At 73.3% G+C, this 15,886-nt stretch carries 15 protein-coding genes and 1 tRNA gene; 10 read left to right on the top strand and 6 right to left on the bottom strand.

Features of this window, described 5'->3' with window-relative positions:
- The first annotated feature begins 140 nt into the window (after nt 1-140).
- A tRNA-Leu gene (locus ISO16_RS03205) sits at nt 141-226 on the top strand.
- Between the two features lie 76 nt (nt 227-302).
- Here the strand turns inward: ISO16_RS03205 and ISO16_RS03200 are convergent.
- Nucleotides 303-527, bottom strand: coding sequence for a PLDc N-terminal domain-containing protein (locus tag ISO16_RS03200; protein WP_006939339.1), 225 nt, complete (start codon nt 525-527; stop codon nt 303-305).
- A 146-nt stretch (nt 528-673) separates the two neighbouring features.
- Between ISO16_RS03200 and ISO16_RS03195 the strand changes: the two genes are divergently transcribed.
- The 6 genes from ISO16_RS03195 (at nt 674) to ISO16_RS03170 (ending at nt 6,975) form a co-directional block, all read left to right on the top strand.
- Nucleotides 674-2,116 carry an SDR family oxidoreductase gene (locus ISO16_RS03195; RefSeq protein ID WP_072635252.1) on the top strand — a complete coding sequence of 481 codons (1,443 nt, stop codon included), beginning with the start codon at nt 674-676 and terminating at the stop codon, nt 2,114-2,116.
- A 141-nt stretch (nt 2,117-2,257) separates the two neighbouring features.
- On the top strand, nt 2,258-2,656 hold the full coding sequence (locus ISO16_RS03190; RefSeq protein WP_006939335.1) for a universal stress protein: 399 nt from the start codon (nt 2,258-2,260) through the stop codon (nt 2,654-2,656).
- A 47-nt stretch (nt 2,657-2,703) separates the two neighbouring features.
- Nucleotides 2,704-3,090 carry a DUF2784 domain-containing protein gene (locus ISO16_RS03185; protein ID WP_006939334.1) on the top strand — a complete coding sequence of 129 codons (387 nt, stop codon included), beginning with the start codon at nt 2,704-2,706 and terminating at the stop codon, nt 3,088-3,090.
- A gap of 10 nt (nt 3,091-3,100) precedes the next feature.
- Complete coding sequence (locus ISO16_RS03180) at nt 3,101-4,345, top strand: saccharopine dehydrogenase family protein (protein WP_072635322.1); 1,245 nt, start codon at nt 3,101-3,103, stop codon at nt 4,343-4,345.
- Between the two features lie 284 nt (nt 4,346-4,629).
- The gene (locus ISO16_RS03175; RefSeq protein ID WP_072635251.1) at nt 4,630-5,574 is read left to right on the top strand and encodes a sulfite exporter TauE/SafE family protein; all 945 of its coding nucleotides are present in this window, start codon (nt 4,630-4,632) and stop codon (nt 5,572-5,574) included.
- A 21-nt stretch (nt 5,575-5,595) separates the two neighbouring features.
- Complete coding sequence (locus tag ISO16_RS03170; protein ID WP_083662510.1) at nt 5,596-6,975, top strand: CoA transferase; 1,380 nt, start codon at nt 5,596-5,598, stop codon at nt 6,973-6,975.
- Here the strand turns inward: ISO16_RS03170 and meaB are convergent.
- The 3 genes from meaB to mutA are packed head-to-tail and all read right to left on the bottom strand — an operon-like array spanning nt 6,972 to nt 12,110.
- Complete coding sequence (meaB, locus tag ISO16_RS03165; RefSeq protein WP_006939329.1) at nt 6,972-7,991, bottom strand: methylmalonyl Co-A mutase-associated GTPase MeaB; 1,020 nt, start codon at nt 7,989-7,991, stop codon at nt 6,972-6,974. The two genes, ISO16_RS03170 and meaB, sit on opposite strands and share 4 nt — an antisense overlap.
- Nucleotides 7,992-7,997: 6 nt before the next feature.
- A complete protein-coding gene (gene scpA, locus ISO16_RS03160; protein WP_072635250.1) occupies nt 7,998-10,244 on the bottom strand; it encodes a methylmalonyl-CoA mutase in 2,247 nt (748 codons plus the stop codon).
- Complete coding sequence (mutA, locus tag ISO16_RS03155) at nt 10,245-12,110, bottom strand: methylmalonyl-CoA mutase small subunit (RefSeq protein WP_072635249.1); 1,866 nt, start codon at nt 12,108-12,110, stop codon at nt 10,245-10,247.
- A 224-nt stretch (nt 12,111-12,334) separates the two neighbouring features.
- On the opposite strand from mutA, the gene ISO16_RS03150 reads away from it, so the two are divergent.
- The 3 genes from ISO16_RS03150 to ISO16_RS03140 are packed head-to-tail and all read left to right on the top strand — an operon-like array spanning nt 12,335 to nt 14,152.
- Nucleotides 12,335-13,000, top strand: a complete 666-nt coding sequence (locus ISO16_RS03150; protein ID WP_170914090.1) for a TVP38/TMEM64 family protein — start codon at nt 12,335-12,337, stop codon at nt 12,998-13,000.
- Between the two features lie 31 nt (nt 13,001-13,031).
- Nucleotides 13,032-13,613 carry a hypothetical protein gene (locus ISO16_RS03145; protein WP_006939314.1) on the top strand — a complete coding sequence of 194 codons (582 nt, stop codon included), beginning with the start codon at nt 13,032-13,034 and terminating at the stop codon, nt 13,611-13,613.
- Nucleotides 13,610-14,152, top strand: coding sequence for a hypothetical protein (locus tag ISO16_RS03140; RefSeq protein WP_006939313.1), 543 nt, complete (start codon nt 13,610-13,612; stop codon nt 14,150-14,152). The genes ISO16_RS03145 and ISO16_RS03140 overlap by 4 nt, the downstream gene beginning before the upstream one ends.
- A 12-nt stretch (nt 14,153-14,164) precedes the next feature.
- Here ISO16_RS03140 and ISO16_RS03135 read toward each other — a convergent pair whose 3' ends face one another.
- Together ISO16_RS03135 and ISO16_RS03130 are read right to left on the bottom strand one after the other, a co-directional pair.
- A complete protein-coding gene (locus ISO16_RS03135; protein WP_006939305.1) occupies nt 14,165-15,403 on the bottom strand; it encodes an SPFH domain-containing protein in 1,239 nt (412 codons plus the stop codon).
- Nucleotides 15,404-15,835: an NfeD family protein gene (locus tag ISO16_RS03130; RefSeq protein WP_029543671.1), complete on the bottom strand. Its 432-nt coding sequence runs from the start codon at nt 15,833-15,835 to the stop codon at nt 15,404-15,406.
- Between the last annotated feature and the right edge of the window lie 51 nt (nt 15,836-15,886).

The following is a 15,886-nucleotide window of genomic DNA, read 5'->3' as shown; positions in this document are numbered from 1 at the left end:
GCCCGGCGGCGCGCACCGCCGGAGCGTTCCCCCCGGACGCCGGGGGCGGCCGGACGCGGGCCGCTGACCAGCGGATTGGGACCGCGCGCCCGGGTGGGTTACGCTGAAACGGCACCCGCGGGAGCGGGGAGCATCAGCATGTCCGAGTGGCGGAATGGCAGACGCGCTAGCTTGAGGTGCTAGTGTCCTATTAACGGACGTGGGGGTTCAAGTCCCCCCTCGGACACTCCGAGTCGAGACAGACGGCGAAGGCCCCGAACCGATCAGGTTCGGGGCCTTCGCCGTTGCGGCGCCGGAGCCGCTCAGCCGATCCGGCCGCGGCGGAAGTACGCGATCGGACCGATCCAGTTCACGGCGATCATCGCAGCCCACTTCGCCTTGCTGCCCGCGACCTTGTCCGCCGGGCGCCGCGCCAGATCGATCCATGCCGTCGCCGCGAGCGAGAGCTGCACGCAGGCGAGCGTGAGAACGAGCGTCTGCTGCCACGGGGACAGGTCGCGGAACTTCGGGCGGCGCCGTGCGGTCATCGTCGTCTCCTGGGGTCGGGGATCCTTCCGGCCCGAGCCTGCCAGGTTTCGGGCGCCGTGGGCAGGGCCACAGGTCCCGCGGGGTCGGCCCCGCGCGCACCGCCGGATACCATCGGTCGGTACCGCACCACACGACGAACAGGCCCATGACTTCGCACACCGACGCGTCGGGCATCGACCCGGCCGACCTCGCCACCTGTCTCCGCGTCCTGTCCCTCGTGGACGAGCTCGACGCCGACCATCCGGATTCGGTGACGGTGCAGCGCGCCGTCGGGAGCATGTTCAAAAAGCTCAAGCAGTTGCGCCGCAACGAGACCCGCCGGGCCAAGGTCGCCGCGGACCGGCAGGTGCTCGCGGCGACGGCGACCGGATCGCCCACCCGCATCGACGACGAGACGGCCGGGATCGCGCTGAGCTCGAACGCACCGGGGGCGAGCGCGGGCACCCTGATCCGGCCGCGGGGCTGCTACGTGTGCAAGGACAAGTACACCCGGGTCGATGCGTTCTACCACCAGCTGTGTCCGCGCTGCGCCGCGGAGAACCACGCGAAACGGGACGCCCGTACCGATCTGACGGGACGGCGGGCGCTGCTCACCGGCGGCCGCGCCAAGATCGGCATGTACATCGCGTTGCGGCTGCTGCGGGACGGCGCCCACCTGACGATCACGACCCGCTTCCCGAACGACGCGATCCGCCGCTTCGCCGCCATGGACGACAGCCCCAACTGGCTGCACCGGCTGCGGATCGTCGGCATCGACCTCCGCGACCCCGCCCAGGTGGTGGCGCTCGCGGACGACGTGGCCGCGCAGGGCCCGCTGGACATCCTCGTCAACAACGCCGCGCAGACCGTGCGCCGCTCCCCCGGCGCGTACTCCGCCCTCGCCGAGTCCGAGTCCGGCCCGTTGCCGGCGGGTCCGTTGCCGGAGGTGCTCACCTTCGGCAAGCCCTCGGACGCCCATCCGGCCGCGCTGGCCGGGTCGCTGCCGTCCGAGCTGACCGCCGAGTCGCTCACCTCGCTCGCGCTGGTCGCCGGGTCGGCGACTCCCGCACGGATCGCTGCCGGGGTCGCGGTCGACGCCGGCGGCCTGCTGCCCGACCTGGTGCACACCAACAGCTGGGTGCAGACGGTCGGCGAGGTCGAGCCGCTCGAACTGCTCGAGGTGCAGTTGTGCAACTCCGTGGCCCCGTTCATCCTGGTCAATCGCCTGCGACCGGCCCTGGCGGCGTCCCCGGCCCGCCGCACGTACGTGGTGAACGTCTCGGCGATGGAGGGGCAGTTCGGCGGGCGCCGGTACAAGGGCGCCGGGCACCCGCACACCAACATGGCCAAGGCCGCGCTGAACATGCTCACCCGCACCAGCGCCGAGGACCTGCGCGCCGACGGGATCCTCATGACCGCCGTCGACACCGGCTGGATCACCGACGAACGGCCCCACCACACGAAGCTGCGCCTGGCCGACGAGGGCTTCCACGCCCCGCTCGACCTCGTCGACGGGGCGGCCCGCGTGTACGACCCGATCGTGCAGGGCGAGGCCGGGGTGGACCTGTACGGCTGCTTCCTCAAGGACTACCGCCCGGCCCCGTGGTGAGCGCGCCGGCACCCGGCAGCTGAGATCCATCCGACACGTCCCCGCAGGTGGAGACCAGTTCCACACCGCCGGGAGCGGCCAGGGAGACCCCCGGACGGGGATACTGGAAGGCACACGTCACCGCCGCCCCCGGAGGACCCCATGCCCGTTGCCGTAGTCCACGCCGCGACCCCGGAAGGACATGCCGCGCTCACCACGGCCGCCCGCGAGGCCGCACACAGCGACGGCACGACCCTCGTGCTCGTCGCGGTCGACGACGACGGCCCGTCCGGGCAGCGGGAACTCGAGTCGGTCCGCACGGACGTCACCGCCGCCCTCGGCGCCGACGGGTGGGAGCTGCGGACGGCGGTGCACGACGGGGACCCGGTCGGCGCCCTCGTCGACCTGGTGGAGCGGTCCGGCGCGGAACGTCTCGTGGTGGGCACCCGCGACCGCAACGCGCTCGGCAAGTTCCTGCTGGAACGACGCCTGCAGCGGCTGCTGCTCGAGGTGCCGGTGCCCGTCCTCGTCGTCAAGGGCACCGACGCGGACGCAGGATAGAAGCCCGGAACTGCCGCTCCCCCGCCCGATCCGGATAGGCTGGCGGCATGGCGTACCGGCTGTTGGCCGACGTCACCGTGGTCGTGCACCTGGCCTTCCTGCTGTATGTGACGTTCGGCGGTTTCCTGGCGTGGCGGTGGCCCCGCACGCTGGTGCTGCACGTCGTGGCGGTGGTGTGGGGGTTCGCCACCGTCCTCGTCGGGTTCGACTGCCCGCTGACCGATCTGGAGAACTGGGCGCGGCGCCGCGCCGGGATCGCCGGCCTGCCGCCGAGCGGGTTCATCGACCACTACCTGACCGGGGTGATCTACCCGGAATCGGCGGTGGGGCTCGTGCGGGCCGCGGTGGCGGTGACGATCGTGGTGTCCTGGCTCGGCTGGTGGCTGCGGCGCCGTCGTGTGAGCCGCGTCGCATCCCGACTTACCCGGCAGTAGGGTGTGGCGCATGACTGCCTCCCGCGATCTCGACATCGTCGTCTACGGCGCCACCGGCTTCGTCGGCCGGCTCACCGCCGCCTACCTCGCCGAGCACGCCCCCGAAGGGGTGCGCATCGCGCTCGCCGGCCGCTCCGCCGAGCGCCTCGAACGGATCCGCACCGGGCTGGGCGCCGCCGCGGCGGCCTGGCCGGTGCTCGCGGCGGACGCCGGCGACCCGCAGTCGCTCGCCGCCCTCGCCGCCCGGACCCGCGTGGTGGTCACGACGGTCGGGCCCTACGCCAAGTACGGGCTGCCGCTGGTGCAGGCCTGTGCCGAGGCGGGCACCGACTACGTCGATCTCACCGGCGAGGTGCTGTTCCACCGCGAGAGCATCGACCGGTTCGACGACGTGGCCCGCCGCACCGGCGCCCGCATCGTCCATTCCTGCGGATTCGACTCGATCCCCTCCGACCTCGGCGTGCACGCGCTGCACCGGGCCGTGCAGGCCGACGGCGCCGGCGACCTGACCGACACGACCCTGGTGGTGCGTGCGATGCGGGGCGGCGTCAGCGGCGGCACGATCGACTCGATGCGCACCCAGGTGGACGTGGTGCGCCGGGACGCCGAGGCCCGCAAGGTCGCCCTCGCCCCGTACTCGCTGTCGCCGGACCGGTCCCGCGAGCCGGACCTCGGGCGGCAGAACGACCTGGCGACCGTCGACGGGAAGTCCGTCGCCCCCGAGCTGTCCGGCCGGCTCGCACCGTTCTTCATGGGCCCCTACAACACGCGGGTGGTGCGCCGCAGCAACGCGCTCACCGGCTGGGCGTACGGGCCGCGGTTCCGCTACCGGGAGGTGATGAACGTCGGCTCGTCGCGGTTGTCGCCCCTCGTGGCGACCGGTGTCGCGGCCGGCTTCGGGGCGCTGGTGGCGGGCCTGGCGTTCCCCCCGACCCGGTTCCTGCTCGACAAGGTGCTGCCCGCGCCCGGGCAGGGCCCGTCCGAGTCGGCGCGCGAACGCGGCTTCTTCACCATCGACCTGTACACCACGACGAGCACCGGCGCCCGCTACACCGCACGCGTCGCCGCCCAGGGCGATCCCGGGTACAAGGCGACCGCGGTGATGCTCGGCGAGTCGGCGCTGTCGCTGATCCTCGGCGGCGACCGTCTCCACGCGGGCGGCGGGGTGCTCACCCCCGCGACGGCCTTCGGGAACGTGCTCACCGACCGGTTGCGCGCCGCCGGATTCGAGATCACGGCCCGGCGCCTGCCGTGACCGGCCGCGGCGGCATCCCCGGGCGCGACACGCCGCCCGAAGATGCCGCCGCCGCGCACGACCGGCTATGCTCGGACGGATCGTCGCGAGCGCGGCGAACAGCAGACCGGCGAAGGGACACGAACGTGCAGGCGACGAGCATCGCGGCGGCTCCGGCCACCCTGCTCGCGTTGATGGCGTTCTGGCCCACCCGACGGGGCGCGTGCTTCGACCAGGAGTGTTGCTGAGCGGCGTCCGCCGCCCACCCTCCCCCGGTTCGCTCCTTCGTGGTCGGAGTCTTCTGCATGTTCGCTCTCCTGGTGTTCACGCTCGTCGGTATCGGCGCACAGCTCGTCGACGGTGCCCTCGGCATGGCCTTCGGTGTCACCGCCACCACCCTCCTGATCTTCAGCGGGATCGGCCCCGCACACGCCAGCGCCGCCGTGCACCTCGCGGAGGTCGGCACCACCCTCGTCTCCGGCGCCTCGCACTGGCGGTTCCGGAACGTGGACTGGGGGGTGGTCGCGAAGCTGGGTGTGCCCGGCGCGGTCGGCGCATTCCTCGGCGCCACCGTGCTCTCCAGCCTGTCCACCGAGGCCGCGATTCCGGTGACATCGACGATCCTGCTCGCCATCGGTGTCTATGTGGCGCTGCGGTTCTCCGTCCGGCCGCCCGCCGTCGCGCACGCCCGCACCTCGCCGCACTCGGCGAGGTTCCTGTCTCCGCTGGGCCTGTTCGGCGGGTTCATCGACGCCAGCGGCGGCGGTGGATGGGGGCCGATCACCACGAGCACCCTGCTCTCCCGCGGCAAGACGGCCCCGCGGACGGTGATCGGCTCGGTCAGCGCCTCCGAGTTCCTCGTCGCGCTCGCCGCCAGCATCGGCTTCCTCGTCGGTCTCGGCCGGGAATCGCTCGGCAACCTCCTCGTCGTGGCCGGTCTCGCCCTGGGCGGGGCGATCGCCGCGCCGATCGCGGCATGGCTGGTCAGCCGGGTGCCGGCCACCCTGCTCGGCACCGCCGTCGGCGGCGTCATCGTGCTGACCAACGCGCAGAAGCTGTTCACGGCGTTCGAGATCTCCGGCACGGCCTCCACCCTGCTGTACCTGCTGATCGTGGCCGGATGGCTCGCGCTGCTCACGGTCTCGTGGCGCCGCTCCCGGCTCACCCGCGCCGAATCCGCCGGTGCGCTCGAACGCCTCGAGCCGGCCCGCCCCGAACTGCGCGAGCCGGCCGCGGACCGCACGAGCTGAACCTCGCTCTAGGCTCGGCGCATGACGCGCCCCCTCGCCCTGCTCGACGACTACAGCGCCGCCCTCGCCGACGCCGGCCTCGACGTCCCGGCCGACCCGGCCACCGGCATCCGCTGCGCCCCGGCCGGGCACTTCCTCGCCGCCCGGCTGCCGGTGGGCGACCTCGCCACGGGGGCCGTGGCGGCCTTCGCGTCGGCCGCCGACCGATACCGCCACACCCGCGGACTCGAGCCGCAGGGGGCGCGGCTCGACCCGGAGCGCATCGCCGCCTCGTTCGCCGGGGACCGGATGCTGCGCCTGGCCGGCCGGCCCGTTCACGGGTTCGCGGCACTGTCCGGGTTCTTCGCCGCCGCCGACGGGTGGGTGCGCACCCACGCCAACTACCCGCACCACCGCGTGCGTCTGCTCCGCGCACTCGACCTGCCGGACGGTGCGGGCCGGGACGACTGCGCCGCCCGGATCCGGCAGCTGCCCGCCGCGGCGGTCGAGGACGCGGCCGCCGTGCACGACGCTATCGCGGTGCGGGTGCGCACCGAGCACGAGTGGGCCACGAGCGCGCAGGGCCGGGGCGCGGCGGCGGGCCCGCTGGTACGGATCCTCGCCCGGTCCGACAGTGCCGGCGAGACCCGGCCGGGCGGCGATCCGGCGCGGCCACTGACCGGGATCCGGGTGCTGGATCTGACCCGGGTGATCGCCGGCCCCGTTACCGCCCGGGCGCTGGCCCTGCTGGGGGCGGACGTGCTGCGGGTGGATCCGCCCGCGCTGCCCGAGATCGCCTGGCAGCACGCCGAGAACGGGCAGGGCAAGCGCACCGCGCTGCTGGACCTGCGCACCGCCCGCGGCCGGGAGACGTGCCGCCGCCTGCTCGCCGACGCCGACGTGCTGCTCACCGGCTACCGGCCCGGGACGCTCGACGCGCTGATCGGCGCACCCGTGCACCAGGCCCGGCCGGGCCTGGTGCACGGCCGGGTGTGCGCGTGGGGATGGTCCGGGCCGTGGGCGCCCCGTCGCGGCTTCGACTCGATCGTGCAGGCCGCTTCCGGGATCGCCGTCGTCGAGGGCCGCCCGGACGCGCCGGGAGTGCTCCCGGTGCAGGCTCTCGACCACGCGAGCGGCTACCTGCTCGCGGCCGGGGTGCTCGACGCGCTCACCGCGCGGCTCCGGGACGGGCGGGGCCGCGACGCAGCGGTCGCGCTGGCCCACACCGGGGCGTGGCTGCTGCAGGCGCCCGGCCGCAACCCGCACCCGGCGACGCCGGCGAGCCCCGGCGCGGGCACCGTGGCCACGCACGCGGCGGTGACCGCGGCCCGGCCCGCGCTCGCCGAGTATCCGGACTATCCGTTCCCGGCCCGCGCGTGGGGCGCCGATCCGGCGGCCTGGGCCCCGGCTCCGGCAGTCTAGGGTGCGGCGTCGAACGCGTCGAGGATCTGCTGGGCGGCCAGGGCTGCCGTGAGGGAGCCGTCGCGCACGGCGCGTTCGACGTCGCCGCGGAGCGCACGCACCCGCGGGTTGGTCTCGAGCCGGCGCAGCAGCTGGTCGTGCACCATGGTCCAGGTCCAGTCCACCAGCTGGCGGCGCCGGTTCTCCTCGAACAGGCCCGCCTCGGTGAGCACCCGGCGGTGTTCGAGGACGGTGTCCCAGAACGTGTCCAGGCCGGCGCCCTCCAGGCCGCTCATGGTGATCACCGGGGGTTTCCACACCGCGTCGTGCGGGTGCACGAGCCGCAGCGCGCCGGCGAGTTCCCGGGCCGCGACCCGCGCGTCGCGTTCGAACGGCCCGTCGGCCTTGTTCACCGCGACGAGGTCGGCGAGTTCGAGGACGCCCTTCTTGATGCCCTGCAGCTGGTCGCCGGTGCGGGCGAGGGTCAGGAAGGTGAAGCAGTCCACCATGTTCGCGACGGTGACCTCGGACTGCCCGACGCCGACGGTCTCGACGAGGATCACGTCGAATCCGGCGGCCTCGAGCAGCACCATCGTCTCGCGGGTGGCCTTGGCGACGCCGCCGAGGGTGCCGGCCGTGGGGGACGGCCGGATGTAGGCGTCGCGCTGCACCGACAACCGGGCCATGCGCGTTTTGTCGCCGAGGATGGAGCCGCCGGTGCGGGTCGACGACGGGTCCACCGCGAGCACCGCCACCCGGTGGCCCTTGCCGAGCAGGTACATGCCCAACGCGTCGATGAAGGTGGACTTGCCGACGCCGGGGACACCGGTGATGCCCACGCGCATCGCTCCGCCCGCCTCCGGGAGCAGGCGCAGCAGCAGCTGTTGCGCCTGCTCCCGGTGGTCGTCCCGGGTGGATTCGACCAGGGTGATCGCCTTCGCCAGGCCGGCCCGCCGGTTGGCGAGCACGGCCTCGGCGAGGGCGTCGACGTCGACCGCGGGCCGACGGGTGGGACTGCCGACCGGGGTGCTGCCCATGCCGGGTCAGGCTCCCAGGTCGTGACCGAGCTGGTCGGCGAGCTTGTGCAGCAGGCCCACCGCGGCGTCCGCGATGACGGTGCCGGGCGGGAAGATCGCCGCGGCCCCGGCCTGGTACAGCTCGTCGAAGTCGCCGGGCGGGATGACGCCGCCGACGACGATCATGATGTCCGGGCGGCCCACCTCGGCGAGGGCCTCCCGCAGCGCGGGCACCAGGGTCAGGTGTCCCGCGGCCAACGACGACACGCCGATGACGTGCACGTCGTTGTCGGCCGCCTGGTTCGCGACCTCTTCGGGGGTCTGGAAGAGCGGTCCCACGTCGACGTCGAAGCCGAGGTCGGCGAAGGCGGTGGCGATCACCTTCTGCCCGCGGTCGTGACCGTCCTGCCCCATCTTCGCGACGAGGATGCGCGGCCGGCGGCCCTCCTCCTCGGCGAACTTCTCGACGAGTTCGGTTGCGGTGCTGATGTTTCCTGCCTTTCCGGCCTCGTCCCGGTAGACCCCGCTGATGGTGCGGATCTCGGCCTGGTGCCGTCCGTACACCTTCTCGAGGGCGTCGGAGATCTCGCCGACGGTGGCCTTGGCGCGGGCCGCGTCGATGGCCAGGGCCAGCAGGTTGTGGTCCGGGCCGCCGTCGGCCGAGCCGGCGGCGCGGGTCAGCGCGTCCAGCGCGACCTGCACGGCCTCGGGATCACGGTCGGCGCGCAGCTGCTCGAGCTTGGCGATCTGCTCGGCCCGCACGCGGGAGTTCTCGACCTTGAGGACCTCGATCTCGTGGTCCTCGGTGACCTGATACTTGTTGACACCGATCACCGGCTGGCGGCCGGAGTCGATCCGCGCCTGGGTGCGGGCCGCGGCCTCCTCGATGCGCAGCTTCGGGATGCCCTCGGAGATGGCCTGGGCCATGCCGCCGGCCTCCTCGACCTCCGCGATGTGCTGGCGGGCGCGGTTGGCGAGCTCGTGGGTGAGCCATTCGAGGTAGTACGAGCCGCCCCACGGGTCGATCGGCCGGGTGGTGCCCGATTCCTGCTGCAGCAGCAGCTGGGTGTTGCGGGCGATGCGGGCGGAGAAGTCGGTCGGCAGGGCCAGCGCCTCGTCGAGGGCGTTGGTGTGCAGCGACTGGGTGTGGCCCTGGGTCGCGGCCATCGCCTCGATGCAGGTGCGGGCGACGTTGTTGAACACGTCCTGCGCGGTGAGCGACCAGCCGGAGGTCTGCGAGTGGGTGCGCAGCGACTTGGACTTGGCCGACTTCGGGTGGAACTTCTCGACGAGCTCGGCCCACAGCAGACGGCCGGCCCGCATCTTGGCGATCTCCATGTAGAAGTTCATCCCGATGGCCCAGAAGAAGGACAGGCGCGGGGCGAACTTGTCGATCTCCATGCCCGCGTCGAGGCCGGCGCGGAGGTACTCGACGCCGTCGGCGAGGGTGTAGGCCAGCTCGAGGTCGGCGGTCGCACCGGCCTCCTGGATGTGGTAGCCGGAGATCGAGATGGAGTTGAAGCGCGGCATGTTCGCGCTGGTGTAGGCGAAGATGTCGGAGATGATCCGCATCGACGGCTTAGGCGGATAGATGTAGGTGTTGCGGACCATGAACTCCTTCAGAATGTCGTTCTGAATGGTTCCGGCCAGCTGCTCGGGCTTGACGCCCTGCTCCTCGGCGGCGACGACGTACAGCGCCAGGATCGGCAGGACGGCGCCGTTCATGGTCATCGACACCGACACCTGCGACAGGTCGATGCCGTCGAACAGCTGCCGCATGTCGAGGATCGAGTCGATCGCGACGCCGGCCATGCCGACGTCGCCCTGCACGCGGGGATGATCCGAGTCGTAGCCGCGGTGGGTGGCCAGGTCGAACGCCACCGACAGGCCCTTCTGCCCGGCCGCGAGGTTGCGCCGGTAGAAGGCGTTGGACTCGGCGGCGGTGGAGAAGCCCGCGTACTGGCGGATGGTCCACGGCTGGTTGACGTACATCGTCGGGTACGGGCCGCGCACGAACGGCTCGAGGCCCGGGTAGCTGCCCAGCGGGTAGCCCTCGGCGACGATCCGGTCGCGGTCGGCCTTGGTGTAGACGGGCTTGACGTCGATGCCCTCGGGCGTGGACCACACCACCTGATCGGTCGTGTAGTGGTTGGCGGCGGCGACCGATGCGACGAGCGCCGTGGCCTGCTCCTCGGTGGGGGCGGCGGGAGCCGGCGCCGCCGGATCCGTCAGCGGGACGTCGGCGAAGCTGCCGATCTCGTGTTCGATGCTCACTTACGCTCCCAGGGTGGTCAGCAGGTCGGTCAGCGCGGCGATCGCGTCGATCTTGGCGGTGAGGAACCCGTCCGGGCGCTCGGCGCCGGTGGTCTCGCTCACGGCCCTCTCCGGCCCGGCCAGCAGGACGGTACCGATCCCGGCGCCGCGGAGCGCGGTGACCGCGGCGGCGGCCTGTTCGCCGTAGCGCTTGTCGGTGCCGCACACGACGGCGACGGTGGCGCCCGAGTCGCGGACGGCGGCGGCGATGCTGTCGTCGTCGACGGACAGCGGGCCGGGGTTGACCGTCTCGATGCCGCCGGAGGCGAGCAGGTTCGCGGCGAACGTCGTGCGAATGTTGTGCTCGGCGATCGGGCCGAGCGGGGCGAGCAGCGCCCTGGGCCGGGTGCCGTGCGCGGCGAGATGGACGTCGGAGCGGTTGCGCAGCGCCTCGAATGCCGCGGCGTACCGGGCGACATCGGCGCCGGCGTCGGCGGTCTCCGCGGGCAGCGGGGCCTCGGCGAGGTTCGGGAACTCGTTGACGCCGGTCACCGCGGTCCGGCGGTGGGCGATGTCGGAGTCCCGGCGGGCGCGGGTGGCGGCGATGCGCTCGCCGATCAGGCCGTCGTCGAGGGCGGTGCGGTAGCCGCCGGCCGCCTCGATCTGCTGGAAGAACTCCCACGCCTTGGCCGCGATCTGCGCCGTGAGTTCCTCGACGTACCAGGACCCGGCGGCCGGGTCGAGGACGCGGCCGAGGTTGGATTCCTCGAGCAGCAGCAGCTGGGTGTTGCGGGCGATGCGCGCGGAGAAGGCCTCCGACACGCCGAGCGCACCGGTCGGCAGGGCGGTGTCGAACGGGAGCACGGTGACCGCGTCCGCCCCGCCGATGCCGGCGCCGAACGCGGCGAGGGTGGTGCGCAGCATGTTCACCCAGGGGTCGCGCTGGGTCATCATCGCGGCGGAGGTGACGGCGTGCTGGGGGGCGTGGCCGGCCTCGGCGGCGCCCACGACCTGCGCGATGCGGGCCCACAGCTGCCGGCCGGCGCGGAACTTGGCGATGGTCTGGAACTGGTCGTCGGTGGCGGCGAGCCGGAACTCGATCTGGCCGAGCGCACGGGCCGCGGACTGGCGGCTGCCGGTCAGCTCGCGCAGGTACTCAAGGCCGGCGGCGACGGCGGCCCCGAGTTCCTCGGCGTCGGCGGCCCCGGCGTTGTGGAACGCGGTGCCGTCGACGGTGAGGGCCCGCACGGTCTCGGCGCGGTCCGCGGCGGCGTGGGCGAGTTCGACGGCCTGGGCGACGGTGACGTCGGCCCGACCCGAGAACGCGCTGGTCAGCGGCGCGGCACCGAGGTGCAGGCGCACGGCGCCGCGGTCGGCGACGTCGGTGCGCGCATCGAGCAGGGCGTAGAGGGCGGCCGCGGCGGCGGCGGTGTCGGCGCCGGCGTCGAGGGTGACCGGCGCGAGGTCGAACAGGACCTTGTCGAGCGCGGCGGGCAGGTCGGCGATCGCGATGCCGTCCGCGCCGACGCGCAGCCACACGGCGCTGACGCCGTTCTCGAGGGCGTCGAGGATGCGCTCGTTCACGTCACCGGCGGTGTCGCCGAAGCGGGCGCTGACGAGCCAGCCGGTGTTGACGTCGCGGGTCGCGGAACCGCCGCGGACGAACGGGAAGGAGCCGGGCAACGGCGCCTCGGGACGCTCGTCGCGCACGCCGTAGAGGGGGGCGACGGCGACGTCGTCGTAGGTGGTGGTCGCGAGCAGCCGCTGCGGTTCCGGTCCGAGCTCCGCGGGGTCGACACGGCGGGACTTGGCCAGCACCCCCGCCACCGCCTCCTGCCACTGCGCATAGGCGCGCGCAGCGTCCTCGGCTTCTGAAGCTAATGACACGTGAGGGTCCTCTCGTACGCAGCGGGCGGGCTCGCCGAACACGGCCGTGGGAAACCTTAAACCGATTCCGATGTGATGCTAGCCGCATACACGCCGGCCCTATTGTGGGGATCACCACAGTTTCCCTAGCGATCGATAATGTCGTCGCCTAAGGAATCTACCGCGTGCCGAGGCAACCGCTCGTCCGGCCCCCGGCCCCGGTATCGTGACCGTTCGTGACGAGGATGCTGCGGGACCGCCGGATCCTCGGTGCCCTCGCCGTACTGGCCGCGCTCGCGGTCGTCGCGGTGCTGCTCCCCCACCCGTCCGTCGCCGAGGTGCGTGCGTGGGCCGAGTCGGCCGGGCCGCTCTTCCCGCTGCTGTTCTTCCTGATCCACGCGGTGGTGACCGTGGCCCCGTTCCCGCGGACGGTGTTCACCCTCAGCGCCGGGGTGCTGTTCGGGTCGGCCACCGGGATCGCGGTGACCGTCGCCGCCACGACCGTCAGCGCCGTGCTGGCGCTGCTGCTGGTGCGCGCGATCGGCCGCGGCGTGGTCGAGGCCCACCTGAATCATCCGACGGCGCAGGCGGTCGACGAGCGGCTGGCCCGCCGGGGCTGGCTCGCGGTGGGGTCGCTGCGGCTGATCGCGCCGCTGCCGTTCGCGGTGGTCAACTACTGCTGCGGGGTCTCGTCGGTGCGGCTGGTCCCGTACACGCTGGGCACGGTCGCCGGCATCCTGCCGGGCACGGTGGGCGTGGTGCTGCTCGGCGACGCCCTGACGGGACGGACCGATCCCGCATTGCTGGCGGTCTCGGCGGTGTGCATCGCCCTCGGCGCGTCGGGACTGTGGCTCGAGTCGCGCCTCCCGGCGCCCCGCCCCGCGCCCGACCGGTCAAGTCTGAAACCTTGATTTTCCACATTCAAGTCTGCATCCTTGAATCATGTTCGTGTTGACCGTCGACCAGCGCGGCAGCCGTCGCGACGTCGACCGGGTCGCGGACCTGCTCACCGAGCTGCGCGACGCCGAGCTGCTGCGCCCGTTCGAACGCACCGCCGGCGACGAGGTCCAGGCCGTCGCCGACGACCCGGCCGTCGTCGTCGATCTCGCACTCGACCTCGTCCGCCGCGGCTGCTGGAGCGTCGGCATCGGCGCCGGCGCCGTCGAGCAGCCCCTGCCGGCGCAGACCCGCGCCGGCCGGGGACCGGCGTTCGAGCATGCCCGCCGCGCCGTCGACCGCGCCAAGAACGCCCCCGCGCGGGTCGCCGTGGAGGGCTCGGACGCCGCCGCGGCCGCCGACGCGGACGCCGCCCTCACCCTGGTGGCGCTGCTGGTGACCCGCCGGTCCGACGCCGGGCACGAGGCCGTCGACCTCGTCCGGGGCGGGCTGACGCAGGCCGAGGCCGCCGCGCGGCTCGGCATCAGCACCCAGGCGGTGTCGCAGCGCCTGGCCGCCGCCGGCTGGCAGGCCGAACCGGCCGGCCGCGACCTCGCCCGCCGCCTCCTGGAAAGGGCCGACCGTTGACCGTCGTCACCCTGGTTCTGCTCGCCGTCGCCGCGCTGGCTCCGGCCCTGAGCCTGCGCCGCGGCGCACCGGTGTGGCTCGTCGCCGGGCTCGCTACGGCGGCGCTCGCCGGCGCCGCCCTCACCGCGACGGCCACGCCCGCCGTGCACGGCGTCGCCCTCGCCGCGACCCTGGTGCTCACGACCCTGGCGGCGGTCACCGGGGGCGCCCCCGCCGTGCTGGCCTCGTTCCGCATCGCCCGCCGCCAGCCCGACGCGGGACCGGCCCCCTCCCCGTCGCCGTCGCCGGCCGGCCCCGAACCGCCGCCCGGGCCGCTGCGCGGCGGTCGGGTGATCGGCCTGCTCGAGCGGGCGGCGGTCGCCGCCGCGATCCTGTCCGGCTGGCCGGAGGGCATCGCCGTCGTGCTGGCCGTCAAGGGCCTGGCCCGCTACCCCGAACTGCGCGAACCCCAGGCCTCCGAGCAGTTCATCATCGGCACCTTCACCAGCGTGCTGTGGGCGATCGCGGTGTGCGGGGTCGGGCGGGGCCTGCTCACCTGAACGGCCCTCCGGTCACCGGGGTTCGCCGTGCCGCTGCCCCGGCTGCGGCTGCACCCATCCGCCCGTGATCGGCTCCGACGGCGGCAACGCCGTCGCGGGGGACGCGGCCGGCTCCCCGCCCCGGCGTTCGGCGCCGGTCGGGTTGTGCAGCGCCGGATCGACCGGCTTGCGGGCGACGGCCTCGGCGGCGGCGACCGCCTGCGCGACCTCCGGGTCGCGCGCGGTGGAGAACCAGTCGGCCACCTCGTCGGTGTCGTCCTCCGGCCGCGGGAGCCTCTCGTCGACCGGGCTCGGCTCGAACCGGAACACCCCGTCCTCGCCCGGCGCACCGAGGTGCCGGGCGAAGCCCTTGAGGGCGTCCCCGAAATCGCTCGGCACCATCCACACCTTGTTCGCGTCGCCCTGCGCCATCTGCGGCAGCGTCTGCAGGTACTGGTACGCGAGCAACTCGGGCGTCGGCCGACCGGACTTGATCGCCGCGAACACCTTCTCGATGGCCTTCGCCTGGCCCTGCGCCTCGAGGTACTTCGCGGCGCGGTCACCCTGGGCGCGCAGGATCCGCGACTGGCGATCGGCCTCCGCCTCGAGGATGGCCGCCTGCTTGGCGCCCTCGGCCGACAGGATCCGGGACTGCTTGTCGCCCTCGGCGGTCTTGATCGCCGACTCCCGGTGCCCCTCGGCGGTGAGGATCATCGCCCGCTTCTCCCGGTCCGCCTTCATCTGCTTCTCCATCGACTCCTGGATCGACGGGGGCGGATCGATGCTCTTGAGCTCCACCCGGGCCACGCGCAGTCCCCAGCGGCCGGTCGCCTCGTCGAGCACGCCGCGCAGCTGCCCGTTGATCGAATCGCGGGACGTCAGCGTCTCCTCCAGGGTCATGCCGCCGACCACGTTGCGCAGCGTGGTCACCGTCAGCTGCTCCACCGCCGCGATGTAGTTGCTGATCTCGTACACGGCGGCCTGCGGATTCGTCACCTGGAAGTACACGACCGTGTCGATGCTCAGGGTGAGGTTGTCCTGGGTGATCACCGGCTGCGGCGGGAACGAGACCACCCGCTCGCGCAGGTCCACCTTGGCGCGGATCCGGTCGACGAACGGCACCAGGAACGTCAGCTGTCCCGACACGGTCCGGTAGTAGCGGCCGAGCCGCTCGATCACCGCGGCCTCGGCCTGCGGCACCAGCGCCACCGATTTGACGACCACCAGCGCCACGAACGCCACGACGACAGCGAGCACGATCAGCGCTTCCATCTACGGCCCCTTCCACACGACGGCCGTCGCGCCGTCGATCTGCATCACGGTCACGGTCGTGCCGGGCGGATACACCTCGGTGACGTCCAGCGGACGCGCGGTCCACACCTCACCGTCCAGCTTCACCTGCCCGGAGTGCGCGGCCACCTCCTCGAGCACCAGCGCCTGCTTGCCCGGCAGGGCGTCCACGTTCGTCGCCTTCGCCGGCGGCAGCGCGTAGCGCCGGCGCAGCACCGGCCGCACCCCGCCCAGCAGCACCAACGACGACACCGCGAACACCACCGCGTCGGCCCACACCGGCAGATCCGTCGCGGCGGACACCCCGGCGGTGGCCAGGGCCGCGCCGCCGAGCATCAGCAGGACGAAATCACCCGTCAGCGCCTCCGCGGCGGCGAGCACCAGCCCAGCGATCAGCCATATCAATGCCGACACGACGCCATCCAACCACAAATCGGACATCCCGGGTGGCTCCGCAGGTCACGG

Source organism: Rhodococcus sp. M8 (assembly GCF_015654185.1).
Taxonomy (GTDB): Bacteria; Actinomycetota; Actinomycetes; order Mycobacteriales; family Mycobacteriaceae; genus Rhodococcus; species Rhodococcus aetherivorans.
Note: the sequence above shows the minus strand (reverse complement) of the source record. Positions and strands in the feature narration are given on the sequence as shown.

Bases quoted from the DNA above. Each gene is read 5' to 3' on its own strand.
- ISO16_RS03170 (WP_083662510.1), top strand. From the start codon at position 5,596: ATGACGCGCCCCCTCGCCCTGCTCGACGACTACAGCGCCGCCCTCGCC.
- ISO16_RS03175 (WP_072635251.1), top strand. From the start codon at position 4,630: ATGTTCGCTCTCCTGGTGTTCACGCTCGTCGGTATCGGCGCACAGCTC.
- ISO16_RS03195 (WP_072635252.1), top strand. From the start codon at position 674: ATGACTTCGCACACCGACGCGTCGGGCATCGACCCGGCCGACCTCGCC.
- ISO16_RS03135 (WP_006939305.1), bottom strand. From the start codon at position 15,403: ATGGAAGCGCTGATCGTGCTCGCTGTCGTCGTGGCGTTCGTGGCGCTG.
- ISO16_RS03180 (WP_072635322.1), top strand. From the start codon at position 3,101: ATGACTGCCTCCCGCGATCTCGACATCGTCGTCTACGGCGCCACCGGC.
- ISO16_RS03145 (WP_006939314.1), top strand. From the start codon at position 13,032: ATGTTCGTGTTGACCGTCGACCAGCGCGGCAGCCGTCGCGACGTCGAC.
- ISO16_RS03150 (WP_170914090.1), top strand. From the start codon at position 12,335: ATGCTGCGGGACCGCCGGATCCTCGGTGCCCTCGCCGTACTGGCCGCG.
- meaB (WP_006939329.1), bottom strand. From the start codon at position 7,991: ATGGGCAGCACCCCGGTCGGCAGTCCCACCCGTCGGCCCGCGGTCGAC.
- ISO16_RS03200 (WP_006939339.1), bottom strand. From the start codon at position 527: ATGACCGCACGGCGCCGCCCGAAGTTCCGCGACCTGTCCCCGTGGCAG.
- ISO16_RS03185 (WP_006939334.1), top strand. From the start codon at position 2,704: ATGGCGTACCGGCTGTTGGCCGACGTCACCGTGGTCGTGCACCTGGCC.
- ISO16_RS03190 (WP_006939335.1), top strand. From the start codon at position 2,258: ATGCCCGTTGCCGTAGTCCACGCCGCGACCCCGGAAGGACATGCCGCG.